We start from the raw sequence: 23,370 nt of genomic DNA, 5'->3' as shown, positions 1-23,370 counted from the left end.
CATTGTTTCCGCTAGCTAGGCTAGCCGCGTGACAGCTCCCCTGACCGACATCCGGGTCATCGAAACCGGAACGCTGCTGGCCGGGCCGTTCTGCGGACAGCTGCTCGGCGACTTCGGCGCCGAGGTGATCAAGCTGGAGGAGCCCGGCAAGGGCGACCCGATGCGCCAGTGGGGCCGGGAGAAGCCGCACGGCCAGTCGTTGTGGTGGCCGGTGGTCGCGCGGAACAAGAAGTCGGTGACCTGCAACCTGCGCACGAGCGAGGGCCAGGACCTCGTGCGCCGCCTGGTCGCCGAGTCGGACGTGCTGCTGGAGAACTTCCGCCCGGGCACGCTGGAGCGGTGGGGCCTGTCCTACGAGACCCTTTCGGAGATCAACCCCCGGCTCATCCTGGTGCGGGTCACCGGGTACGGCCAGACCGGTCCCTACGCGCCGCGCGCCGGCTTCGGATCGATCGGCGAGGCCATGGGCGGGCTGCGCTACGTCACCGGCGAGCCGGACCGGCCGCCGTCGCGCAGCGGCATCTCGATCGGCGACTCCCTCGCCGCCACCTACGCGGCCTTCGGCACCCTCGCCGCCCTGCACGCGCGCGAGCGCACCGGCCGCGGCCAGGTCGTCGACTCCGCCATCTACGAGGCCGTCATGGCGATGACGGAGTCGCTGATCCCGGAGTGGGCGGTCGCCGGATACCGCCGCGAGCGCACCGGCGCGATCCTGCCGAACGTGGCGCCCAGCAACGGATACCCCACCGCGGACGGCTCCGACGTGCTCATCGCCGCCAACCAGGACACCGTCTTCCGCCGCCTCGCGACGCTGATGGGCCGGCCCGCGCTGGCCGACGACCCCCGCTACGCCACGCACGGCGCGCGCGGCGAGCACCAGGCCGAGCTCGACGACCTGGTCGCGCGGTGGACCTCCGGGCTGCCGGCGGCGAAGCTGCTCGAACTGCTGCACGAGGGCGGCGTCCCCGCCGGCGGCATCTACACGGCCGCCGACATCCTGGCCGACCCGCACGTGCGTGCCCGCGAGGCGGTCGTGACGGTCGAGCACCCGACGCTGGGCCCGGTGCCGATGCAGAACGTCGCGCCGCGTCTCTCCGAGACGCCCGGCGCGGTGAACTGGGCCGGGCCGTCGCTCGGCTCCAGCAACGACTACGTGTACGGCGAACTGCTCGGCCTACCCGCCGCGGAGCGTGCGCGGCTGCACTCGGCGGGAGTGATCTGAGCATGTCCGCGCTCGACGACGACTACGCGGCGGCCGGCTTCGCCCGGCGGCTCGGGTGGGGAACGCACCCGGCCGTGCTGCTCGTCGACGCCGCGCTGGCATACACCTCGCCCGGCTCGCCGCTCTACCTGTCCGCGGGCCAGGCCGCCGCCGGCGCCATGGAGGCGCTCGCCGAGGCGGCTCGCGCCGCCGCGCTCCCGGTGGTCTGGACCCGGGTCCACTACGCCGACGAGAGCTGCGGCGAGGCGCCGCTGTTCGCCGCCAAGGTGCCCGCGCTCAAGGTCTTCGCGGCCGGCAACCCGCTCGGCGAGTTCGCGCCGCCGCTCTCGCCCCTGCCCGGCGAGCTGGTCGTGGTCAAGCACTACGCCAGCGCGTTCGCCGGCACCTCGCTCGCCGCCTGGCTGGCCTCGCACGGCGTGGACACGCTGGTCATCGGCGGATACTCGACGAGCGGGTGCGTGCGCGCCTCGGCGCTCGACGCGCTACAGCACGGGTTCCGCCCGATGGTGGTGCGGGAGGCCTGCGCCGACCGCGACGCCGGCCCGCACGAGCACAACCTGTTCGACCTGAACGCGAAGTACGCCGACGTCGTCGGCCTGGACGAGGCCCTGCCCGCCCTTCAACGGTGAAGGGCGGGCGGCCCCGCGTCAGTCGCCGCTGAGCGTCTCGACCACGCCGGTGGTCAGCAGGCCCTGGTAGTAGGCGCCGCCCGGGTAGTACGCCGCCGTGGTCGTGCCGCCGGCCGCGTCGGCCGCCCAGGCCACGGCGAGGGTTTGCAGCACGGTGATGTTCTTGGCCTGCGGCACGCCGTCGACGAGCGTGCACAGCCCGTCGGTGCTCGCGCCCTCGGCGTCGCAGTGGCAGCCGGTCACCAGCCGCACGCCGAGGAACGGCCGGTCGAGCGCGCCGGTGAGCGCGACCGTCCCGTTCGCGTTGCTGTTGCCGAGGTACGGCGGCGACGAGATCGCCAGGATCGGGAGCGCGGTGCCGGCGAGCCCGGCCAGCGCCGCCGGCTCGTTGTTGCCGAAGACCGACTTCACCGGGTCCAGCAGCTGCACGAGCGCCAGCCGCGCGAACGCGGCCGGGTACGCGGTGCGCAGCCGGTTGGCGACGTAGGTCGCCGACTCGCCGCCCGCCGAGTGCCCCGCGATGATGTAGGTGGCCGGCAGCGCCTGGCCCGCCCGGCCGGCCTTCGCCGCCGCGGCCGCGTGGCTCCTGGCCAGGTTGCCGGCCGGGTTGCTCGCGGTGCCGAGCCAGGCGGCGACGTTGTTCAGGAACGGGTTGTTGTTGCCCAGGTTGCTGACCGTGCAGCCGAAGATGTCGGCCGAGGGCAGGGTCGGCGCGAACACCAGGAAGCCGGCCGCCGCGTAGTGCTCGGCCAGGTCGCGCATGTTCCCGTTCGACCGGGAGAAGCCGTGTTGCAGGTAGACGAGCGCTCTGGGGCTGCCGGTCGCCGGGAAGTACCAGTCGGCGGCCGGGTGGTAGGTGAAGGCCGCGCACGGTACGTCGACCGTGGTGCGGACCGCGGTCCAGCCGGCGGCCTGCGCGCCCGAAGGGGCGACGGCCAGTAGGGAGACGGACAGGGCAAGGGTGGCGAAGATTCGGCGCACAGGACCCTCCACTTAGGTCAGCTGTAACACTCTCCGAAACGGCGTTTCCCATTGAGCGCCCTTATTGGCAACATGTCAAGAAGTCTTGAACAAGTCGTCGCCGCCTTCGTTGTATCGACGGATGTAATCGGCGAACCGCGCGACGTCCCGGTCGGACCAGCCGGCGAACCTGGCCGACATGGCCTCGAGCCGGCGCCGGCGCGCGCCCGCGAGCGCCTCGCGCCCGGCCTTCGTGAGCCGCCACAGCTGGCCGCGCCCGCCCGCGCCCGGCGCGACGTGGATCAGCCCGGCCTGGCTCAGCCCCGCCACCTGACGGCTCACCGTCGACTTGTCCAGCTGGAAGTAGGCGGCCAGGTCGACGGCCCGGCACCCGTCCCGCTCGTCGAGCAGGTCGAGCATGCTGAAGTCGACGAGGGTCAGCGCGGGGTGCAGGTCGGCCGCGGTGGTGCGGGCGCGCCGGGCCATAGCCATGATCCCCCGCTGGATCGTGTCGATCACCACATCCCGAGTCATGGTTGTAATCTACAACTTCCCGTAGGTTGTATTTACCAACTCACCCTCGGGACCGCACATGACCAACCCCCCTTCCGGCACGTGGCGCGCCGTCGGCCACGTCGCCCTGCACCTGGTGACGCCGCTGCTGATGTGCCTCGGCATGGGCCTCGCCTATCTGAGCGCCTTCGACAAGCCGCACCCCCGGCACCTGAACGTGGCCGTCGTCGGCGCGGACGAGCCCGCGCGGGCGCTCGCCGCCAGGATCAGGCAGCGCGCGGGCGACGCGTTCGACGTGCGCACGGTCGCCTCCCGCGACGCCGCGGCGGACGCGCTGCGCGACCGCACGCTCGTCGGCGCGTTCGTGCCGGACCCGCACCGCCCCGAGCTCCTGGTCGCCAAGGCGAACTCCGAGACCTCCGCCTCCGTGGCCGAGTCGCTGTTCCGCGAGGTCGCCGCGGCGCAGGGCGGCGCGCTCGCCGTCACCAACCTCACCCCGCTGGCCGCTGGCGACCCCACCGGCCAGGGCATCTTCTTCTTCCTCGTGCTGCTGAGCATCGGCTCCTACGCGAGCGTCGCCGCGATCGGCGCCGCCGGAGCCGGCCTCGCGATCTGGATCCGGGCGCTGCTCGGCCTGTCCACCGCGCTGGTCGTCAGCGTCGTCGGCATCGTGCTGGCCGGGCCGGTGTTCCACGTCGTCGACCACCAGTACCCCCTGGTGTGGACGATGGCGCTGCTCTACTCGGCCGGCATCCTCGCCGTCGGCATCGGCGTGCACACGTTCCTCAAGCGCTGGACCACGCTCGCCATGATGGTCGTCTTCGTGATGCTCAACTTCACCTCGTCCGGCGGCGTCTTCCGCCCCGAGCTCCAGAACGCGTTCTTCGCCCGACTGCACTCGTTCTGGGACGGTGCCGGGTTCGTGGAGGGCGTCCGCAGCCTGCTCTACTTCGGCCGCGCCGCCGGCTTCGCCGGGCACCTGCTGACGCTGACCGGCTGGCTGGCCGCGGGCCTGGCGCTGCTCGCCGCCGCGGCGCTCACCGAACGCCGCCGGGCCAGGCCGGCCGTCGACGCGGGCGAGGACGCCGCCGCACTGGAGGAGATCGAGGAGACGGTCGCGGCCTGAGCGGACCCGACGGCTATGGCCGGACCGCGGCCGCCGCGGCGCCGACGACGGCGAGGTCCTCGAGCACCGCGGCGGCGACCGGCGGCAGCGCGCCCCGGCCCGCCCACGCCCGCCAGCGCGCGCCGGCCACGCCGGCGGCCAGCGCCCCGGACACGGCGGCCAGCACGGGCAGCGCCGCCGTCGCGCCGTCGCGCCGGGCCAGCGCGGCGGCGGAGGCGCCCGCCGTCACCAGGCGCGCGGCCAGCGCCGGCGGCGCCAGCCGGCTGGGCACGCCGGGTAGCTTGTCGGCGACGAGTTCGGCGAGGGCCGAGGCCGCGATCAGCCGGCGTGCCCGCGTACCGGAGAGGCCGCGGGCCGGTACCGGGCCGGCGGTGAGCGCGACGGCCGCCGGGCCGGCCATGCTCCGGCCGCCGCAGGCCGCGCCCAGCAGGAACGCCCGCCCGATGAGATGACCATGGACGCGGTCAGCCATATCGGTCCTCCTCGTCGACGGCACCACCCTACGCGGACACAAAAGATCAAACCTGGGTTCGCGGCAGATGCTGAGGGGTCGGCCTCGGTCGCTCGGACGATCCATACTGGACCGATCAGATTGAAGATCCGCCAGGGCCGTTGTCTGATCGGTTGCCCCATGGATAGGTTTGAATACGCACCGTAATGGGACGTCCGGCCGAGTACCTGGCAAGGGGGCATCCATGTCCGAAGCTCTGCAACCCGTGACGTCCGGGGGCGGGATCGTCGGGCGGGATGCCGAGATGCGGACCGTCCGCGCCGCGGTGGACGGCCTGCGCGCCGGGCGGGGCGGATTCCTCCAGGTGGTCGGCGAGCCGGGGATCGGCAAGACCTTCCTGCTGGCCACGGCGCGGGAGCTGGCCACCGCGGCCGGGATCGCGGTGATCTCGGGCCGGGCCGCGGAGTTCGAGCGTCAGCTGCCGTTCCAGCTCATCCGCGAGGCGTTGCACGACTACGGCGACGACGAACTGCGCTCGGCCGTCCTCGAACTTCCCGGTGCCGAGCCCGACAGCGACCGCCTGCGCCTGTTCCGGGAGGTGCGCCAGCTGCTGGTGGGCATGGCGCGGACCCCGCTGGTGATGCTGCTCGACGACGCGCACTGGGCGGACCCCGGATCGATCGACTTCATCGACTTCCTGAGCCGGCGCCCGATGGCCGAGCCGCTGCTCGTGGTGGTCTCGCACCGGGACCGGCAGGCGCCCGCGCAGCTGCGCTACGCGCTGGCCCGCAACACCGACCACGGTGCGGTCACCCGGATCGAGCTCGGACCGCTCACCCGCGCCGAGGCCGGCCGGCTGGTCGGTGGCCGGCCCGGCAGCCGGCACCCCTTCGACCTGTACGAGACCAGCCGCGGCAACCCGCTGTACCTGCTGACGCTGGACCGTGGCGCGCAGCGCGACACCGGGCGCACCGGCGGGGACACCGCGGACCGGCTGGAGTCGCTGATCCTCGGCGAGACCATGTCGCTGTCCGAGCAGGAGCTGGCGGTGGCCTCGACCGCGGCGGTGCTGGGCGACCCGTTCTCGTCGGAGGTGCTGGCCGCCGTCGTGACGAGCGTGGCGCCGGCGGCGGTGGACGGCGCCCTCGGCACGCTGATCGACCGGGATCTGATCCGGCCCGGCAGCTACGGCGGGGAGCTCGAGTTCCGCCACCCGCTGGTACGCCGGGCGATCTACAACCGGGCCGCGCCGGCCTGGCGCGTCGGGGTGCACCGGCGGGCGCTGGCGCTGCTCACCACCCGGGGCGCGGCCGCGGCGGAGCTGAGTCACCACATCGAACACGGCGGCAGCTCCTGGTCGCCCGAGCTGGACGAGGTGCTGAGCCGGGCCGGGCAGGAGTCGATGAGCACCTCGCCGCTGACCGCCGCGCACTGGTACCGGATCGCGTTGCGGATGCTGCCCGCGGCGCCCGAGTTCGCGGCCCGTCGCTTCGAACTCGGGTACCTGCTGGCCCGGGCGCTGGGCCTGGGCGGCCGGTACGAGGCCAGCCGGGACCTGCTGCACCAGATCCTGCACGCCGAGACCGCCGGGGACTCGGTCAACCGCTCCGCCGCGGTGGTGCTGTGCGCACACGCGGAGCAGCGCCTGGGCCGCTATCCCGAGGCGATCGCCCTGCTGCGTACCGAGGTCGCCCGGCTGGGTTCCCGCAGCTCGCCGGAGCGCATCGGGCTGGCCCTGGAGCTGGGCCTGACCACGCTGCTGGCCAACGACTACCCGGCCGCCCGGGCGGAGATCTCCTGGGCGTGCGAGGCCGCGCGCGAGTCCGGCGATCTGCTCGGCGAGGCCACCGCGCTGGCGTTCAGCGCGTTCGGCGAGATCTGCGTCGGGCACACGGCCGTCGCCCGGGCCGCGTCGGAAGCGGCCAGCCACCTGGTCGACGGGCTGCCGGACAGCGCGCTCGCCGGGGAACGCGAGGCGCTGTGCATGCTCGGCTGGGCCGAGATGCTGCTGGAGCGGTTCGCCGACGCCGAGCGCCACCTCGCCCGCGGCCGGGCGATCATCGCCCGGACCGGGCAGAGCCACGGCCTGCCTCACGTGCTGCTCGGGCAGAGCCTGGTCCGGATGTTCACCGGCCGGCTCACCAAGGCGCTCGACTACGCCGAGCAGGCCGAGGACGCCGCGCACCTGGTGGGCAGCGATCACCTGCTGGGCATCGTGCTGGCGATCAGGGCGCCGTTGCAGATCTGGGTGTCGCCGCTGGGCCAGGTGGATGCCGCGCTCACCGACGTACGCCGGGCCACCGCGCTGTTCACCGGCAGCGCCGTCAACAGCTGGTGGGCCCGCACCGCGTTGCTGATGCGCGGGCTCGCCGAACTCCTCGGCGGTGATCCCCGCGCCTGCGTCGAGCTGGTCCTGCGGGCCGGCGGGCCGGACCTGAAGCTGCTCGGCGCACCGCTGGTGCCGGAGTACGCGGAGATCCTGGTCGGCGCGCTGATCAAACTCGCCGACCTGCGCCGGGCCGCCCACTTCACGGAGCTGGCCGGCGCGGTCGCCGACCGGCTCGATCTGCCGGGACAGAGCGCGCACGCGGCCCGCGCCCGGGGGCTGATGCGGGCCGTGCACGGCGACCACGAGGCGGCGCTCGTCGAGTTCGCCCGCGCCGACGCCGGGTTCGCGGTCGTCGGCAAGTCCGCGGACCAGGCACGGACGGCCGTCTTCGCGGCCCGCAGCCTGGGCCGGCTGGGCCGGCGCGACGAGGCGGTAGCGGCCCTGTCGCGCTCGTCCACGCAGGCCGCGGCGGGCGGCGCACGCTGGCTGCACGACGAGCTGGACCGGGTCCGCGAGTCGCTGACCGGCGGCGGCCGGCGCGCCGGCGGCGGCTCGCCGGCGCCGGCCACCGTGCTGGCGGCGCTGACGAACCGCGAGCGGGAGGTGGCCGTGCTGGCCGGCGACGGGCGCTCCAACCGGCAGATCGCCACCCAGCTGCGCCTGAGCGAGCGCACCGTCGAGGCGCACCTCGCCAGCGTCTACCGCAAGCTCGGCGCGACCTCCCGGGTGGCGCTGGCGACCCTGCTCGTCCGCGAACGCGCGGGCGGTCCGCGGATCGCCTGACCCGATCAGGCGGGCGCGGTCTCCAGCAGCCGTTGCAGGCTCTGCACCAGGTGCAGGGCCGTGGCCCGGCCGTCGACGTCCAGGCCGGCCCGGGTGCGCCCGCCCGGCGGGTGACGGTCCATCACGACCCGCAGCGCGGCCGCGGCCTGCCGGGCGAACATCGACAGCAGTTCGAGCTCGTTGAGGCTCGACCGGGACTGCGGCGCCGGATCGAGCACCTCGAGCACGCCCAGCACCCGTTCGCCGTGCACCAGCGGCGCGGCCATCAGCGAGCGCGGCACGTACCGGGTCGACTCGGCCAGCCCGCGGTCGAACGCGGCGTCCTGCTGGAGGTCGTTGACCACCATCGCCTCGCCGGTCGAGGCCACCCAGCCCGCGATGCCGGCGGAGGCCGGGAACCGGCGGCCCACCAGTTCGCCCTCGCCCTCGCCGGAGACGCTCTGGAACACCAGCTCGTCGGCGTCCTCGTCGAGCAGGAACACGGAGCTGGCCGCGGCGCCGAAGATGGCCCGGGCCACGTCGACCACGGACTGGAGCAGGCCCGCCGACAGCGGGTCGAGCTCGGGATAGTTCTCGCTCAACTGGCACCTCCGGTATCGACACGTACGTTGGCAGCGGACAGGTACAGCGCGTTCTTCAGCTGGAACGTGGTCATCCGCGGGTGCTTGGACAGGATCCGCGCGCACAGGCCGGCGATGTACGGCGTGGCGAAGCTGTTGCCGGTGCTGCGGATGCTCTTCCCGCCGAGCCAGGCCACCTCGACGTCGCGCCCCGCCGCGAAGAACTCGACCGGCGGCGCCGGGTTGTAGAGATACAGATCCGGGTCGGTCTCGTGGTGGCTGCCGACCGAGATGACCGACGCGAAGCGCCACGGAAAGCTCTCCACCGGCGTGTTGTGCGCGGAGGCGACGATGACCGTGCGCCGGAAGAACGCCTCGTCGGCGAGCGCGCGCAGCTCCTCGACGAACCGGGCCCGGGTGGTGGACAGGCTCAGGTTGATCACGTCGAAGTTCTGCTGTATCGCCCAGCGCAGGCCGGTGAGCAGCGTGCCGCCGCCGCCGGAGGCGTTGCCGCCGAGCACCCGCACGCTGTACAGCTCGCAGTCGGGTGCGGTGCGCCGGATGATGCCGGCGCACGCGGTGCCGTGCCCGCAGGCGTCGCCGTCGGTGCTCTCCCGGACGCCGGGCACGCCGTTGTCGTCGAACACCGCCCACGAGCGGTCCACCGGCCCGATCATCGGGTGGTCGAGCTCCACCCCGGAGTCCACGACGCACACCCGTACGCCGTGGCCGGTCGCGCCGCCGAACGCCCAGTCGGGGGTCACCCGTTCCCCGTCGGCGCGCAGCGCGAGTTCCTCCGGGGCCTGTCCGGTCAGGCGCCAGGTCAGCCGCTTGGCCGGCGGCCCGGTCGGCGCGGCCGTGTTCACGCGCCGACCCCCGCGCGCCGGAGGGCGGCGGCCGCCCACCGTACCCCCGGCCGGTGGCCCTTGCCCGCGAAGAGCTCGCGGGCCCGGCCGGCCGCGCGGGCCGCCGGCGCCGGCCTGCCCAGTTCGAGGTGCACCATGGCCTCGTCCAGCGCCGCGGTCGCCCGCAGGACCGGCGAGTCCGTCGCCTCGGCCGCCTCGACCGCCCGCCGGATGAGATCGGCGGCGCGCGGCGCGTCGCCGTCGGCGGCGGCCAGCCGCGCCCGCAGCCCGTCGACGTCGGCGGCGTCGGCGCGCAGCGGCAGCGTCCCGGGGTCGACCGACGCCAGGTGCGCCGCCGCCCGCGCCGTGCGCCGCTGGTCCAGCAGCAGCCGCGCCGACTCCCGGGCGATGGTGGCGCGCAGCCCGGCGGCGCCCAGCTCCCGGGCCACGGCGGCGCCCGCGTCGAGCCGTTCCAGCGCGGACCGGGCGTCGCCGGCCAGCGTGCGGATCGCGGCGGCGAACAGCGGCAGCACCACCGCGCCCTCGGCGTAGCCGAGCTGCCGGATCAGCTCGCCGGCCTCGTCGAGCCGTTCCCGCGCCTGGTCGTGCCGGTCGTCGAGGGCCAGCAGCACGGCGAGCGTGCAGCCGAGGGTGACCCGGACGGCGGGGCGGGGTGGCCCGTGCTCGGCCAGCAGCTCGGCGCAGCGCGCGACGGCGAGCGGCACCGGCGCCGGGCCCCGCCACAGCGATATCCCGGCCGCGCCGAGCGCGAGCGCCCGCTCACCCTCGGCGCCGCCGCGCACCGCGTGGTGCAGGCCGAGCATCAGGTGCCCGTCGGCCTCGGCGTGCCGGCCGTCGAACTGCCGGTGCTGCGCCATCCGGATGTGCGCCCGGGCCTGGCCCAGCGCGTCGCCGGCCGCCTCGAACACCGGCAGCACCTCGGCCGCGACCGCGGCGACCGCGCTCGCCGCCGGATCGGTGTCCGCCACGGCAAGGGCGAGCCGCGCGTGCGCGGCCTCCACCTCCTCGTTCGTCTCGGCCAGCGCGGTGCGCAGCAGCCGGTGCCCGTCGGCGGCCCGCCCGGTGGCGATCCGCACCTCGCCGAGTTGGCGCAGCGCGGCGGCCCGGCCCGGCTCGGCCGCGGCGAACAGGTCCACCGCCCGGGTCAGCAGGTCATCGGCCCAGGCCAGGTCGCAGCGGGTCAGCGCCTGCGCCCCGGCGGCCGCGAACAGGGCCGCGGCCCGGCCGCGCAGCACGGCGGTTGCCGGGCCGGTCGCGCCGAGCGCGCTGCGGTACCGGTACGCCTGCTCCAGGTGCCCGGCAACGGTCGCGATGGAGCCGCCGCCGCCGGCCAGCACGTCCGCGGCCCGCTCGTGGCGCTCCGCCCGTACCCGCTTCGCCATGACCTGGTACGTGGCCTCGTGGATCAGGCCGTTGCTGAACCGGAACACGTCCGCGCCGGCCCGGCCCGGCGGCTCGACGAGCCGGCGGTCGCAGAGCCGGGTCAGCTCCGCGCCGACCGGGCCGGTGCCGGCGAGCTCGGTCAGGTGCCCGGCGGTGAACTCCCGGCCCAGCACCGCGGCCAGGTCCAGGGTGGTGCGCTCGGTGTCGGGCAGCGCGTCGATCCTGGCGCCGATCAGCGACTGCAGCCCGGTCGGCAGGTCCGCGCCTGGGTCGCTCCCGGCCCGCTCGGCCGCCGCGGCGACGAGCTGCTCCAGGTAGAACGGGTTGCCGCCGGTGGATTCGAGCACCGCCGCCGGCGCGGCGACCGCGTGGGCGCCGACCTCGACCAGGGTGGCGGCCATGATCTCGCACTCGCCGGCGTCCAGGCCGGTGAGCAGGAGCGTGCCCGGGCCGTCGCACCAGGACGGCCGCCGGTCGAGCACGTCGAACCGGGCCAGCCGGACCACCGGCACACCCTGCCCGGCCAGGTGGTCGAGCAGGTCGAGCAGCGGATCGCTCGCCCACTGGCAGTCGTCCAGCACCGGCACCCCGGCGGTCGCCAGGACCCGGACCAGCGCGGCGGTCGTCGCCTCGACGGACGGCCCCGGCGTGCCGTCGAGCAGCAGGTACGCCTCCAGGACCGGCTCGCCGACCGGGGAACCGGCCAGCAGCGCCCGCACCGCGTCGGCGAGCGGAGCCAGGCTGCCCTGCTCGCCGTACGGGCGGCAGCGGCCCCAGCCGTGTCGCGGCGGCGGGTCGGCCCGGTCGAGCCAGGCGCGCACCAGCCGGGTCTTGCCGATGCCGGGCTCGCCCAGCACGGTGACCGTGCCGCCGGCGGCGAGGGTGTCGCCGAGCGCGGACAGCTCCGGTTCGCGGCCGACGAACGGCAGGTCGAAGCGGCGCCGCAGCTCCGGGCTGTCCGAGCCGATGGCGAGCAGCCGGTGCGCGACGACGGCCTCCTGCTTGCCCTTGAGTCGCAGCGGGCCGACCTCGACGGTGTCGGCCACCGGGCCGATCGCCTCGCGGGTCAGCGGGCCGATCAGGATCTCCCCGGCGCCGGCGTGCTGTTCGAGGCGGGCCGCGATGTTCACCGTCTCGCCCGAGACCAGGGTCTGGCGGGTGGAGACCTCGGTGCTGGTCACCGCGGGCCCGGTGTGCACGCCGATGCGGACCTCCAGGCGTACGCCGTGCGTCTGCTCCAGCTCGGCGTTGAGGATCGCGAGCGCCTCGACCATGCCGGCCGCGGCCGCGGCGGCCCGGTGCGCGTCGTCCTCGTGCATGACCGGCGTGCCGAACACGGCCATCACCGCGTCGCCGATGAACTTCTCCACGGTGCCGCCGAACGTCTCGATCCGTTCGCGCATGGCGGCGAAGTAGCGCAGGGTCACCCACCGCAGCGTCTCCGGGTCCAGCCGCCCGGACAGCGCGGTCGAGCCGACCAGGTCGCAGAAGACGACAGTCACCAGCTTGCGTTCCTCCTTGGCCGCGGCGACGGCCTGTGCCGCACCGCAGCAGGCGCAGAACCGGGCGTCGGCCGGCAGCGCGCTGTCGCACGAGGCGCAGTTCACGGGGTGCTCCTCTCTGCCGCGGGCGTTCAGAACAGGGCCGCGCCGGCGATCTCGCTGTGCGCGCTGACCTCCGGGCCGACCTCGTCGAGGCGGGCGCGGATGTCGGCCAGCATGGACAGTTCGGCCTCGGTGAGGTCGCGCAGCACCTCCTGCTGCTCGACGGGCAGCGTGCTGACGTCGAAGCCGTACGCCTCGAGGTCGTCCAGGGTCCAACGGTGCTCGCTCATCGCCGGTCTCCATTCCGCGCTGTGATGGCGTCGAACACCCGCAACAGGGCGTCGCAGGTGGACAGGGAGCTGACCGTGACCGCGGTGCGCTGCGCGGCGGTCAGCGGCAGCGTGTCGATCAGGGTGAAGACCTCGTCGGCGTGCGCCGTGTCGAGGCTCGCGTGCGCGTCGACGGTGCGGACCGAGCCCTCTGGCACGCCGGCGCCGGCCACGATCAGGTCCGCCAGCCAGGCCGCGGGTGCGTTGCCCTCCAGCACGGCGATGTAGCCGAGCAGGGCGACCGGGTGGTAGTGCTCGATCCAGTAGTACTGCGGCCCGACCAGCCGGGCGACCTCCGCCGGCGGCAGGGCGTCGCGGACGCCCGCGGGGTCGTACCCGAGCAGGGCCAGGTCCTCCAGCAGCCACTCGTCGTGCTCGGCCTCCTCGGCGGCGTGCGCGACGAGGTACCGGCCGAGCGGCCCGGCGACCGGGTCGCGGTCGCCCCGCTCGGCGCAGCGGCGCGCGGCCAGCTCCATCAGCGGCACCGAGGCGCGGATGACGCCGTGCATCGCGATCAGGTAGCGGGGGTAGCGCTCGGCCAGCCCGGGCGCGTGCCACAGCTCGCCGGTGGCGGCGTGCACGGCGGGCGCGGCGAGGCTCAGCAGGTCGGCGATCGGCACGTCGTACCCTCCTCGGTTCGGTGGCTCTGTCTCGAAGGCGCGACGAGCTCGGCGTACGCGGCGCAGCCGTGCCGGCGCATCAGCGCCACCGGCCCGGCCTCGACCTGGATCCGCGCGGCGTGCTCGTCCAGCAGCTCGCCGAGGCGGCCGGCGGCGGCGGCGCCGACGGCGGCCAGCACGCCGGGCCGCTCGCCGAGGCTCCGGCAGGTGCCGCAGTAGCCGCCGGACGGCGGGCCGGGCCGGGTGCCGAAGCGGCCGACCAGGTGTACCGGCCCGACCGCGCGGATCATCCGCAGGGCGGGCGAGGCGAGGCACCGCGCCCGGATCGCGGCCCAGTCGTCGATCCCGAGACGGCCGAGCAGCAGGTGCGCAGGGGCCGGGCGCCGGTCGACGGTCTCCTGGTGGCAGCAGGCGAGCACGGCGCCGTCGGCGGCCACCACCGGCCAGGCCGCCATCGCGCACGGCAGCACCCGGTCCGGGTCCGGCTCCGGCGGCCGGGCCGCCGCCCACGCGGCCGCCCGGCCCACCGCGCGCACCGTGTTGACGAGCATCGGCACCGCGTCGCCGAACACGGCGCGGGTCCGTGCGACGAGGCCGGCCAGGTAGGGGTCGTCCGGTCCGCCGCCGACCGCGTGCAGGCTGACCGGTGTACCGGCGTCGAGCACCCGGCGCAGCAGCGCGTACACGTGTTCGCGGCGCACCTCGCGCTCGTGGAAGGCGTCGATGCTCACCGAGAAGTGGTCGACCGCCGTCGCCGCCGCCAGCAGCCGGGCCGGCGGCGGGTCCGCGGCGGCGAAGAACGCGCCCGTGAGCACCGCGCTCCTGGTGCCGGCCGCCCGGGCCCGGCGGGCCAGGTCCAGCACCAGGCCCGGCCGCAGCATCGGCTCCCCGCCGGTCAGCATCATGACGCCGGGCGGGCACTGCGCGAAGGAGTCGACAAGTGCGGACAGGTCGGCGGCGGCCGGCTGGGCACCGGCCATCGTGGACGCGGTCGAGCAGTGCGCGCAGCGCAGCGGGCACCGCTGGGTGAGGGTGATCAGCACCCCCGCCCCGGGTACCGGACGCAGTCCGACCAGCTCGGCGAGTTCCACGGACGCCAGTCTCGGGCGGCGCGGTACGAGCCCGGATGACCGGCGGTACACGACGGGTACAACAGGGCCTGTTTCCCTGCGCGGATACCGATGCTGAACCGGACGTGCACCGTTTCCGGGATACCCGCACCTAGCGTCCTGCTCATCGACGGACCGCACGTCGACCACCACCCCAGCGACAGGAGTCGTGCCATGAGCGAGATCGTGGAGAACACCCCCGAAGAGACCCCCGAGGAGTCCGAGGCCGTGCTGTCCCTCCAGGAGACGGACGCCGAGGAAGAGGACGTGCAGGCGCACAGCGCCCCTGGCGCCGCGGCCAGCACCCTCAGCCTCGCCATCTGCGCCTGATCGACGCGGCTGCCCGGTTGGTGGCCCGGACGCGCTCGCCGTGTCCGGGCCACCACCGCATCAATCAGGAGGGCACCATGAACGATGGCATCGCGTTCGCGGCCGCCGACCGTGAGTTCTACCGGCCGCTCGCGGAGGCGCACGACGACGGTGAGGTGTTCGCGCCGCGCACGGTTCCCGCGGGTTGGCGGGCCGTCACCTCCGGCATCTGGACGATGTGGCACCGGCCCGGCCACGGCGACGTCGCCGACGAGGGCTGGAAGGTGCACGTCTCGGCGCGCCCGGACCGGCTCGCCGCGGTCCTGGACGCCGCCGCCGCCGCGTGTTTCGCGCACGCCGTGCCGTTCAAGCACCTGTCCCGCCGCCAGTTCTACTGGTGGACACACCACAAGTACGCGAGCCGCCCGCAGGCCGGCAAGTTCATCGCCGCCTATCCGCGCGACGTCGAGACGGCCCGCGAGCTCATGGAACGGCTGCGCGCGGCGCTCGCCGGTGAGCGTGGGCCGTACGTCCTGTCCGACCGCCGGTTCCGGGACTCCTCGACGGTGTACTACCGCTACGGCGCGTTCCGGCCGCGCACCCGGGTCGAGGCCGACGGCACCGGAACCCCGCTGGTCCGCGACGGCGCCGGGCGGCTCGTCCCGGACTCCCGGGACGTCGTCTTCCGGCTGCCCGACGGCATCGAGGATCCGTTCCGGGTACGCCGCGGCGGCGGCGCGAAAGGCGCCGCGCTGCCCGGGTTCACCATCGACTCGTCGGTGCGCTTCACCAACGCCGGCGGCACCTACCGCGGTCACCAGACGGCGACCGGGCGGCGGGTGTTCCTCAAGGAGGCTCGGCCGCACACCGGCCTGCGCGAGGACGGCGCCACCGCCGTCGAGCAGCTGCGCGAGGAGTGGACCGTGCTGAACCGGCTGCACGCGCTGGTGCCGGGGCTGGCGCCGGAGCCGATCGGCTACTTCCGGGCCTGGGAGCACGAGTTCATGGCGGTCGAGCACGTCGACGGCCTGCTGCTGTCGCGCTGGCTGGCCGTGAACCACCCGATCCTGCGTGCGGGCAGCACCCCGGCGGACTTCGCCGCGTTCTACCCGCGGTGCGAGCGGATCCTCGCCGCGCTCGAGGCACAGCTGGCCCGGCTGCACGACGCCGGCCACTACTTCATCGACGTCAGCCCGGCCAACATCCTGGTCGGCGACGACGACCGGATCCGGCTGATCGACTTCGGCTGCGCGCATCGCCGCGGCGACGTCCTGCTGCGCGCCGGCACACCCGGGTTCGCACCGCCGGAGCGCCTGGCCGGCGACGATCCCGGCGTCTACGACGACTACGGGCTCGCCGCCATCGCGCTGCATCTGCTGGGGCCGGTGAACCTCGTCGCGGACCGTCATCCGGGTGTGCTCGCCCACGCGTACCGTGACCTGAGCGAGCTGGCCCCGGTGCCGCCCGCCCTCTGGCGGCGGGCGACCCGCTACCGCGCGGCCGGTGCCGCCGGCACCGAACCCACGCCGCGGCAGGTCGCCGACGATCCGGCCCGGTACCTGCGCGAGCTGCGCGACCGCACCGCCGACGCGCTGGTGGCCATGGCCGATCTCGACCACCCGGACCGGGTCTTCCCGACGATCCCGCAGGGCTACGCGAGCAACACCGTGTGCCTCGCCTACGGCACGGCCGGGGTGGTGCACGCGCTGCGGCGCCTGGACCGTCCGCTGCCGCCGGGGCTGCTGGAGCGGCTGCGCCGCGACGCGCTCGCCGGCGCCGCCGACCTCGGCCCCGGGCTGTTCGCCGGCACCGCCGGCATCGCCCGGGTCCTCGCCGACTGCGGCCTGACCGAGGAGGCGGGCACCCTGCTCGCGGCGGCCGACCGGCACCCGTTGACCGCGTCGTCGGCCACGCTCTTCGGCGGCTCCGCCGGCGTCGCCCTGACACACCTGGCCCTGTTCGGCCACACCGGCGACGAGCGGCACATCGACCGCGCGCTGGCGCTCGCCGGTGCGCTGCCCGCCGACGACGACCTGCTCACGGACCTGATCGGCGCCGACGACGCCACCGGGCTGATGCACGGCCGCTGCGGCATCGCCCTGATGCTGGCCCAGCTCGCGGAGCTGACCGGTGAGGTGCGGTTGGCGGACCGCGCGGTCCGGCTGCTGCACGCCGAGCTCGACCGGGCGATCGACCCGGACGCCGCGGGCCTGCTCTTCCCCGTGTCGGCGGGCGACCGGCGGGCGCTGCCGTACCTGTTCGCCGGGTCGGCCGGGATGGTGTTCGCGGCGACCCGCGTGCTGCGGGCGAGCCCCGACGAGCGGCTGGCGGCCGCGCTGCCCCGGCTGCTGGCACCGCTGCGCCTGACCTACACCGCGATGCCCGGCCTGTGCCAGGGGCTGGCCGGCTACGCCTTCACCCTCGCCGACCACGGCGCCGAGGACGGCGCCGCGCGGATCGCGCAGAGCCTCTACAAGTACGCCGTGCCGCACCACACCGGCGTCCGGTTCCTCGGCGACCAGCTGTTGCGCTTCAGCGCGGAGCTGTGGAGCGGCTCGGCGGGCGTGCTGCTGGCCCTGAACCAGGTGCTCGACCCGCGGCCGGACGCGTTGTGCACGGTCGACGACGTCATCGCCCGGCGGCTGGTCGGTGCGGTCCGATGAGCGCCCGCGACCTACGTAAGTACTGGGCGGGGCAGACCCTGTCCACGTTCGGATCGGTGTTCACCGCCATCGCGATGCCGATCGTCGCGGTGGAACACCTCGACGCGACCCCGGCGCAGATCGGCCTGATCAGCGCGGCCTCATTCGTGCCGATGGTGCTGCTCGGCCTGCCCGCCGGCGCGCTGGCCGACCGCATCGCCCGGCCACGGCGCGCCCTGATCATCCTCGACACGTTCTCGGCGCTGGCCGTCGCGGTGGTGGCCCTCGGCGTCGCGACCGACACGGCCACCGTCGGCTGGCTGGCCGCCCTCGCGGCCGCGCAGGGCGGCGCACTGATCCTGCTGGAGGTCGTCTACTTCATCCACCTCAACCAGCTGGTCGAGGCCGGGGAGCTCGGCCCGGCCCGGGCGAAACTCCAGGCCGGACAGTACGCGGCCGGCTTCGTCGGCCGCCTGCTCGTCGGGCCGACGATCGTCCTGCTCGGCGCGCCGGCCGCGATCGCGGTGGACGCGGTCACCTACCTGCTGAGCGTCGCGGCGCTGCTGGCCATGGGCCCGGTGGCGCCCCTGGTCCGCGAGCCGATCGCCGCGGCGGGCGGCGCGGTGCTCGACACGCTGCGCGGGATGACCGCCGGCCTGAAGTTCTTCGTCAGCGACGCCTTCCACCGGACGCTGCTGCTGTTCTTCCTGGTGCCCGGCGCCGCCATGGCCGGGGCCGCCGCGCTCACCGCACCGTTCGTGCTGCGCGTGCTCGGGGTGCCGCAGGCCGCGTACGGCATGCTGTTCGCCGCCACCGGCCTGCTCGGCCTGGCCGGCTCGATGCTGGCCGGGCGGATACTGCGGTCCGGCCACAACGCGGCCCGGGTCACGCTCGTGGCCTTCACCGCGAGCCTGGCCAGTGCGCTGCTGCTGCCGTTGTCACCCGGATCGCTGCCGGTGGCCGCCGTCTTCGCCGCGGCGGGTATCGGCCTGCCGGTGTTCTTCGGCGCCGTCGCGAACGTGGCGATCAGCCCGGTCATCGTCGCCGACGCCGCCGAGGACGAGATCGGCCGCACCGTGGCGCTGCTCAAGGTGCTGGCCGCCGTCGCGGCGCTCGGCGGCGCCCTCGCGGGAGGCCTGCTCGGCGACACGATCGGCGTCCGGCCGGCCATCTGGTCCCTGCAACTCGCCGGCCTGCTGATCATCGGAATCTGCCTGCCGGCCGCCTTCCGGGCGGTCCGCCCGCGGGCGGACGTTCCGGACGGCCTGTCACAGACGGCCGACAGCAGCGCCTGAGCTCACCCGTCCGGCCGGTCCCGCAGGAAGGCCCGGACCACCGGCGGTACGGCGTAGCAGACGCCACCGTTCGCGGCGTGCGCCTCGACCTCGGCCGGCTGGATCCGCACCACGTGCGCCTCGAAGAGCCGCTCGACGGCGTGCTCGGCCCGTACCGGATCACCGCCGAGCTGGGCCGCGGAGAAGGCAGACCCGGGCAGCGCGGCCAGGCGATGCGCCCATTCCCGATCGCCGGGCGCGAGATCGGCGTACCAGACGGCGAGCCTGGACCTGATCTCCAGGTCGCCGGCGACCAGCTCGTCGAGCAGCCGGCCCTCGTCGGCGAGCCGGGCGGCGTACCGGGAAAGGCTCAGGTGGCGCAGCACCGCCAGGCGCGCGCCGGCGATCCGGATCGCGAGCGGCAGCCCGCCGCAGGCGGCCGCCAGCGACCTGGCGCCCTGCGGCTCCCGCGCGACCCGGTCCGCGCCGAGTATCCGGGTGAGCAGGAGCACGGCCTCCTCGTCCGGCATCGGTTCGAGGTCGCGGTGCCGGACCGACTCGAGGCCGGCGAGACGGCGCCGGCTGGTCACCGCGACCACCGCGTCCCCGGTCGCCGCCAGCACCGCCCGGACCTGCGCCTCGCCCACCGCGTCGTCGAGCACCAGCAGCACCGACCGGCCGGCGAGCGCGTCGCGCAGCCGCGCCGGGCGCCCGCCCACCTCGCGGCGCACCGCGTCGAGCACCTCGGGCACGCCGCGGGCCGTGCCGTCCTGCGCCCGCAGGCCGACGAACATCCGGCCGTCAGGGAAGCGCCCCGCGAGCCGGTGCGCGCAGTGCACGACAAGCGCGGTCTTGCCGGCGCCGACCGGACCGCCGACCACGACGACCTGGCCCGGGCCGCTCGCGTCCAGCTCACGCACCAGGCTCTCGACCGCCGCCGCGCGCCCGGTGAAGTCGTCGACGTCGCGGGGCAGGGAGCCGGCGACGGTGACGGCGGAGCTCGGCGGCGGCGGTTCCAGGCCCGGGTCGCCGGCCAGGATCGACTCGTAGAGGCGGGTCAGCACCGGGCTCGGCGGCAGCCCCAGCTCGCGGGCGAGCACCTGGCGCAGCGCGTCGTACTGCGCCAGCGCCTCGGTCTGCCGGCCGCAGCGGTACAGCGTCAGCATCTGCGCGTGCCGCAGCCGCTCCCGGAACGGATGGCGCCGCACCATGTCGTCGATCGGCCCGCCCAGCTCGCGGTGTTCGCCGAGCGCGAGCCGGGCCTCCATCCACGTCTCGAACGTGGTGAGGTAGCGCTCGTGCAGGCGTTCCCGGTCGTCCGCGACCGCCGGCGCGTCCAGCAGGTCGCAGAGCACCGGCCCGCGCCACATCCCGATCGCCCGGCCGAGCATCCCGGCCGCGGCCGCGGTGTCGCCGCCGCGCGCGGCGGCGACACCGGCCTGCGCCAGCTCCAGGAAGGACAGCGCGTCGAGCTGCTCCGGGCGCAGCCGCAGCAGGTACCCGGGCGGCTGGTGGCGCAGCGGCCCGGTACCGGCCGGGCCGACCCGCAGGATCCGGCGCAGCGTGGACACGTACCCCTGCAGATTCTTGCGCGCGGAGCTCGGTGCCTCGTCCGGCCAGAGCGTGTCGCGCAGCACCGCGACCGGCACCACCTGGTTGACCCGGCACAGCAGCAACCCGAGCACCGTCCGCTGCTTGACCGGGCCGAGATCGACCGCTTCGCCGCGCACGGAGGCCTCGAGGGTGCCCAGGATCCCGAACCTCAGCGCGCATCCATCGCTGTCCATGCGGGGCAGCCTGCCGCCCTTACCGCGCGGCACACATCCGAACCAACACGGATAGGCCTACCTAGGTGGTGCGGTGCCCGGCACCTACGGGTCATGGGTGATGTCTACCCGGAATTGCCGCACCCGGCGATCACCCGGGCCGGGCGGCGCCGCCCGGCGGCACCGGTGCGTCGCTCCCCCACCGGTCGATTACCTGGTGGGGCCGCCAGGGCGAATACGGGGAGGCGGACCCGATGCGCCGTCCGGCCGGGCTCGGCAGGCTCGTGAGCTGAGCCGGTCTGGTCATGAGGAGGTCCACGATGGCGGAAACGCTGCGCGCACATCTGATCGCTCGGGACAACCGGATCCGGGCCGGGCTGGTCACCGTGCTGCTGCGCACCGGCGCCCTGCTGGTGCCGCTCGACCTTCCGCCGCGCGCCGTCGTCGTCGCGGCGGCGCGCACCCTCGACGAGGCGCTCGGCGCGCTGCCCGAGGCGTGCCGGTCCGGGGAGTTCCGCCTGCTCGTGCTCGCGGACACGTTCGACCCGGCCGGCGTGCGGCGTGCCGTGCGGGCCGGTGCCCGGGCGATGCTGCCGCTGGCCGGGGTCACGCCGGCGCAGCTCGCCGCAGCCCTCGGCTCGGCGAGCCACGGCGACGGGCAGCTGCCGTACCAGGTGCTGGTCCGGCTGTTGAACGGCGCCGGGGCGGAGCGGGCCGGGTATCCGGTCGAGTCGCTGACCGCCCGGCAGGCGCTGGTGCTCAGGCTGATCGCGGACGGGCACGGCAACGCGGCCATCGCGCGCGAGCTGTCCTGCTCGGAGCACACGGTGAAGAACGTCATCTACGACCTGATGGCACGCCTGCACGTCAACAACCGGGCGCACGCGGTGGCCCGGGGCATCCGGACCGGGCTGATCTGAGAAGTTGGGCACTTCCTACGCCTGTGCCCACGGGCTCCGGGTACTTGGCTGGCGGCATGGGTGAACCGGTGAGTGTCAGCGTGATAGCGCTGGATCCCGTGCTGGAGGCCGGCACGACCAGTGCGTTGAGTGGCTGTCCCGACGTGCGGGTCGCCGTGCCCGGCGAGGACGCCGCGGTGACGGTCGTGATCGTCGACGACGTGGACGACCAGGTCCTGGACATCGTGCGGGCGACGCGGGCCGGCGCGCACCGGCCCGAGATCGTGGTGGTGGCCACGGACATGACGCCGCCGGAGGCGCTGCACGCGATCGCGTCGGGCGCCCGGGGCCTGCTGCGGCGCCGGGAGGCGAGCGCGGCCCGGCTGACCCGGGCGGTGCTGGCCGCCGCCGGCGGGGACTGCACGGTGCCGCCGGACATGCTGGACGGCCTGCTGGAGGCGGGCGCGGGCGGCCGCCCGCCGGTGGGTGCCAGCCTCAGCGAGCGGGAACGCGCGGTGCTGCGGATGGTCGCCGACGGCCAGGAGACCGACGACATCGCCCGGACCCTGTCGTACTCGCCGCGGACGGTGACCAGCGTGGTGCACGACATCACGCACCGGTACCGGCTGCGGAACCGGGCGCACGCGGTCGCGTACGCGTTGCGGGCCGGGCTGCTCTGAAGACAGGCGTGCCGGTTCTTCTCTGCCGCGCGCCGCCCACGTTCGTGAGTCTTGGCCAAACCCGTCGAATTGAGGGACCTGATGTCCATCGCATCCGTTACCAGGCACGTCACCAGGGCCGTCGACTTCTCGGTCTTCGAGGACCTCGAGTCCGACGTCCGTGTCTACTGCCGCAAATTCCCGGTGGTGTTCCACCGGGCGAAGGGCGCCGAGCTGTACGCCGAGGACGGTCGGACGTTCATCGACTTCTTCTGCGGCGCGGGCACCCTGAACTACGGCCACAACAACGAGTTCATCAAGCGCCGGGTGACCGAGTACCTCGCCGGCGACGGCCTGATGCACGGCCTGGACATGTACACGGTCGCGAAGCGGGAGCTCCTGACCACGTTCGCGGACACGGTGCTGCGGCCGAAGGGGCTGGACTACAAGGCGCAGTTCTGCGGGCCGACGGGCACCGACGCGGTCGAGGCGGCGCTGAAGCTGGCCCGCAAGGTGACCGGGCGCAGCGGCGTCTTCGCGTTCACCGGCGCCTACCACGGCATGTCGCGGGGATCCCTCGGGGTGACCGGCGGGCTGCGTGCCCGCCGCGCCGGCGGGGTGTCCGGGCGGGGCGTCACGTTCATCCCGTACGAGGACGGGCCGCAGGGTCCGTTCGACTCGGTCGCGCTGATCGAGCGGCTGATCACCGATCCGTCGTCCGGTGTCGAGCCGCCGGCGGCGGTGATCGTGGAGCCGATGCAGATGGAGGGTGGGATGTACCCGGCCTCCGCGGACTGGCTGCGGCGGCTGCGCGAGGTGACCGAGCGGCACGGCGTGCTGCTGATCCTGGACGAGATCCAGGCCGGCTGCGGCCGCACCGGCACGTTCTTCTGCTTCGAGCGGGCCGGGATCACCCCCGACGTGGTCACGGTGTCGAAGGCGATCGGCGGGTACGGGCTGCCGCTGTCGCTGGCGCTGTTCCGCCGCGAGCTGGACGTCTGGGAGCCGGGCGAGCACACCGGCACGTTCCGGGGCAACCAGCTCGCGTTCGTCGCCGCGACCGCGGCCTGCGAGCTGTGGCGCGAGACCCGGTTCCGTACCGACATGGTGGTCGCCACCCGCCGCCTCGAGCGTTTCGGCCGGGAGGTCACGGCGGCACACCCCGGGGTGGCCGTCCGCGGGCTCGGCATGGCGATGGGCATCGACCTCGGCGCCGCCGGCGGGGCGGAGCGGGCCGGGCGGGTGCAGCGCTACGCGTTCGAGCACGGCGTGGTGGTGGAGCTGTGCGGCCGCCACGACGAGGTCGTCAAGATCCTTCCCCCGCTGAACATCGACATTCCCCGGCTCGATCGCGGTGTCGGCGTGCTGCTCGACGCCCTGCGGGCGGGCTGACCCCG

The 23,370-nt window shown here is 74.8% G+C and carries 20 protein-coding genes; 10 read left to right on the top strand and 10 right to left on the bottom strand.

Features of this window, described 5'->3' with window-relative positions; translation table 11 throughout:
- Nucleotides 1–28: 28 nt before the first annotated feature.
- Together BJ971_RS11160 and BJ971_RS11155 are read left to right on the top strand one after the other, a co-directional pair.
- Entirely contained in the window at nt 29–1,222 is a 1,194-nt protein-coding gene (locus BJ971_RS11160) for a CaiB/BaiF CoA transferase family protein (RefSeq protein ID WP_184992223.1), read from the top strand.
- A gap of 2 nt (nt 1,223–1,224) precedes the next feature.
- Nucleotides 1,225–1,851, top strand: coding sequence for an isochorismatase family protein (locus tag BJ971_RS11155; protein WP_184992221.1), 627 nt, complete (start codon nt 1,225–1,227; stop codon nt 1,849–1,851).
- 18 nt (nt 1,852–1,869) lie between these two features.
- Here the strand turns inward: BJ971_RS11155 and BJ971_RS11150 are convergent, their stop codons facing one another.
- Entirely contained in the window at nt 1,870–2,832 is a 963-nt protein-coding gene (locus BJ971_RS11150; RefSeq protein ID WP_239087100.1) for an alpha/beta hydrolase, read from the bottom strand.
- A gap of 75 nt (nt 2,833–2,907) precedes the next feature.
- Nucleotides 2,908–3,345, bottom strand: coding sequence for a MarR family winged helix-turn-helix transcriptional regulator (locus BJ971_RS11145; RefSeq protein ID WP_184992217.1), 438 nt, complete (start codon nt 3,343–3,345; stop codon nt 2,908–2,910).
- 58 nt (nt 3,346–3,403) lie between these two features.
- Between BJ971_RS11145 and BJ971_RS11140 the strand changes: the two genes are divergently transcribed.
- The gene (locus BJ971_RS11140; protein WP_184992215.1) at nt 3,404–4,450 is read left to right on the top strand and encodes a hypothetical protein; all 1,047 of its coding nucleotides are present in this window, start codon (nt 3,404–3,406) and stop codon (nt 4,448–4,450) included.
- 13 nt (nt 4,451–4,463) lie between these two features.
- Here BJ971_RS11140 and BJ971_RS11135 read toward each other — a convergent pair whose 3' ends face one another.
- Complete coding sequence (locus tag BJ971_RS11135) at nt 4,464–4,922, bottom strand: hypothetical protein (RefSeq protein WP_184992213.1); 459 nt, start codon at nt 4,920–4,922, stop codon at nt 4,464–4,466.
- 223 nt (nt 4,923–5,145) lie between these two features.
- Between BJ971_RS11135 and BJ971_RS11130 the strand changes: the two genes are divergently transcribed.
- Nucleotides 5,146–8,013, top strand: a complete 2,868-nt coding sequence (locus tag BJ971_RS11130; RefSeq protein WP_184992211.1) for a helix-turn-helix transcriptional regulator — start codon at nt 5,146–5,148, stop codon at nt 8,011–8,013.
- Between the two features lie 5 nt (nt 8,014–8,018).
- Here the strand turns inward: BJ971_RS11130 and BJ971_RS11125 are convergent, their stop codons facing one another.
- From BJ971_RS11125 to BJ971_RS11100, 6 genes are read right to left on the bottom strand one after another with little or no spacing between them, the layout of a single operon-like run.
- Nucleotides 8,019–8,594, bottom strand: coding sequence for a GAF domain-containing protein (locus tag BJ971_RS11125; protein WP_184992209.1), 576 nt, complete (start codon nt 8,592–8,594; stop codon nt 8,019–8,021).
- Nucleotides 8,591–9,439, bottom strand: a complete 849-nt coding sequence (locus tag BJ971_RS11120) for a S8 family peptidase (protein ID WP_184992207.1) — start codon at nt 9,437–9,439, stop codon at nt 8,591–8,593. The genes BJ971_RS11125 and BJ971_RS11120 overlap by 4 nt, the downstream gene beginning before the upstream one ends.
- Complete coding sequence (locus BJ971_RS11115) at nt 9,436–12,429, bottom strand: adenylate/guanylate cyclase domain-containing protein (protein ID WP_184992205.1); 2,994 nt, start codon at nt 12,427–12,429, stop codon at nt 9,436–9,438. Before BJ971_RS11115 ends, BJ971_RS11120 begins: the two co-directional genes overlap by 4 nt.
- 26 nt (nt 12,430–12,455) lie before the next feature.
- Complete coding sequence (locus tag BJ971_RS11110) at nt 12,456–12,656, bottom strand: aroma-sacti cluster domain-containing protein (RefSeq protein WP_203709052.1); 201 nt, start codon at nt 12,654–12,656, stop codon at nt 12,456–12,458.
- A complete protein-coding gene (locus BJ971_RS11105; RefSeq protein ID WP_203709051.1) occupies nt 12,653–13,315 on the bottom strand; it encodes an iron-containing redox enzyme family protein in 663 nt (220 codons plus the stop codon). Before BJ971_RS11105 ends, BJ971_RS11110 begins: the two co-directional genes overlap by 4 nt.
- Entirely contained in the window at nt 13,294–14,406 is a 1,113-nt protein-coding gene (locus tag BJ971_RS11100) for a radical SAM protein (protein WP_184992203.1), read from the bottom strand. Before BJ971_RS11100 ends, BJ971_RS11105 begins: the two co-directional genes overlap by 22 nt.
- Before the next feature lie 192 nt (nt 14,407–14,598).
- On the opposite strand from BJ971_RS11100, the gene BJ971_RS11095 reads away from it, so the two are divergent.
- From BJ971_RS11095 to BJ971_RS11085, 3 genes are all read left to right on the top strand, one after another.
- A complete protein-coding gene (locus BJ971_RS11095; protein ID WP_184992201.1) occupies nt 14,599–14,754 on the top strand; it encodes a hypothetical protein in 156 nt (51 codons plus the stop codon).
- 77 nt (nt 14,755–14,831) lie between these two features.
- Nucleotides 14,832–17,396 carry a class III lanthionine synthetase LanKC gene (gene lanKC / locus BJ971_RS11090; protein WP_184992199.1) on the top strand — a complete coding sequence of 855 codons (2,565 nt, stop codon included), beginning with the start codon at nt 14,832–14,834 and terminating at the stop codon, nt 17,394–17,396.
- The gene (locus tag BJ971_RS11085) at nt 17,393–18,670 is read left to right on the top strand and encodes an MFS transporter (protein WP_184992197.1); all 1,278 of its coding nucleotides are present in this window, start codon (nt 17,393–17,395) and stop codon (nt 18,668–18,670) included. Before lanKC ends, BJ971_RS11085 begins: the two co-directional genes overlap by 4 nt.
- 2 nt (nt 18,671–18,672) lie before the next feature.
- Here the strand turns inward: BJ971_RS11085 and BJ971_RS11080 are convergent, their stop codons facing one another.
- On the bottom strand, nt 18,673–20,436 hold the full coding sequence (locus BJ971_RS11080; protein ID WP_184992195.1) for an AfsR/SARP family transcriptional regulator: 1,764 nt from the start codon (nt 20,434–20,436) through the stop codon (nt 18,673–18,675).
- A gap of 299 nt (nt 20,437–20,735) precedes the next feature.
- Here BJ971_RS11080 and BJ971_RS11075 point away from each other — a divergent pair, with 299 nt between their 5' ends.
- The 3 genes from BJ971_RS11075 (at nt 20,736) to BJ971_RS11065 (ending at nt 23,365) form a co-directional block, all read left to right on the top strand.
- Nucleotides 20,736–21,335 carry a helix-turn-helix transcriptional regulator gene (locus tag BJ971_RS11075; protein WP_239087099.1) on the top strand — a complete coding sequence of 200 codons (600 nt, stop codon included), beginning with the start codon at nt 20,736–20,738 and terminating at the stop codon, nt 21,333–21,335.
- Between the two features lie 56 nt (nt 21,336–21,391).
- Nucleotides 21,392–21,994 carry a helix-turn-helix transcriptional regulator gene (locus tag BJ971_RS11070; protein ID WP_184992193.1) on the top strand — a complete coding sequence of 201 codons (603 nt, stop codon included), beginning with the start codon at nt 21,392–21,394 and terminating at the stop codon, nt 21,992–21,994.
- An 81-nt stretch (nt 21,995–22,075) separates the two neighbouring features.
- Entirely contained in the window at nt 22,076–23,365 is a 1,290-nt protein-coding gene (locus BJ971_RS11065) for a diaminobutyrate--2-oxoglutarate transaminase (protein ID WP_184992191.1), read from the top strand.
- Nucleotides 23,366–23,370: the final 5 nt, after the last annotated feature.

It is taken from the genome of Amorphoplanes digitatis, from assembly GCF_014205335.1.
Lineage (GTDB): Bacteria > Actinomycetota > Actinomycetes > Mycobacteriales > Micromonosporaceae > Actinoplanes > Actinoplanes digitatus.
The sequence above is the reverse complement of the archived record's forward strand: the minus strand, read 5'-3'. Positions and strand labels throughout refer to the sequence as shown.

Excerpts from the sequence above, each read along its gene's own strand:
- BJ971_RS11155 (WP_184992221.1), top strand. The coding sequence starts at position 1,225 with ATGTCCGCGCTCGACGACGACTACGCGGCGGCCGGCTTCGCCCGGCGG.
- BJ971_RS11145 (WP_184992217.1), bottom strand. The coding sequence starts at position 3,345 with ATGACTCGGGATGTGGTGATCGACACGATCCAGCGGGGGATCATGGCT.
- BJ971_RS11140 (WP_184992215.1), top strand. The coding sequence starts at position 3,404 with ATGACCAACCCCCCTTCCGGCACGTGGCGCGCCGTCGGCCACGTCGCC.
- BJ971_RS11135 (WP_184992213.1), bottom strand. The coding sequence starts at position 4,922 with ATGGCTGACCGCGTCCATGGTCATCTCATCGGGCGGGCGTTCCTGCTG.
- BJ971_RS11130 (WP_184992211.1), top strand. The coding sequence starts at position 5,146 with ATGTCCGAAGCTCTGCAACCCGTGACGTCCGGGGGCGGGATCGTCGGG.
- BJ971_RS11110 (WP_203709052.1), bottom strand. The coding sequence starts at position 12,656 with ATGAGCGAGCACCGTTGGACCCTGGACGACCTCGAGGCGTACGGCTTC.
- BJ971_RS11095 (WP_184992201.1), top strand. The coding sequence starts at position 14,599 with ATGAGCGAGATCGTGGAGAACACCCCCGAAGAGACCCCCGAGGAGTCC.
- lanKC (WP_184992199.1), top strand. The coding sequence starts at position 14,832 with ATGAACGATGGCATCGCGTTCGCGGCCGCCGACCGTGAGTTCTACCGG.
- BJ971_RS11085 (WP_184992197.1), top strand. The coding sequence starts at position 17,393 with ATGAGCGCCCGCGACCTACGTAAGTACTGGGCGGGGCAGACCCTGTCC.
- BJ971_RS11080 (WP_184992195.1), bottom strand. The coding sequence starts at position 20,436 with ATGGACAGCGATGGATGCGCGCTGAGGTTCGGGATCCTGGGCACCCTC.
- BJ971_RS11075 (WP_239087099.1), top strand. The coding sequence starts at position 20,736 with ATGGCGGAAACGCTGCGCGCACATCTGATCGCTCGGGACAACCGGATC.
- BJ971_RS11070 (WP_184992193.1), top strand. The coding sequence starts at position 21,392 with ATGGGTGAACCGGTGAGTGTCAGCGTGATAGCGCTGGATCCCGTGCTG.
- BJ971_RS11065 (WP_184992191.1), top strand. The coding sequence starts at position 22,076 with ATGTCCATCGCATCCGTTACCAGGCACGTCACCAGGGCCGTCGACTTC.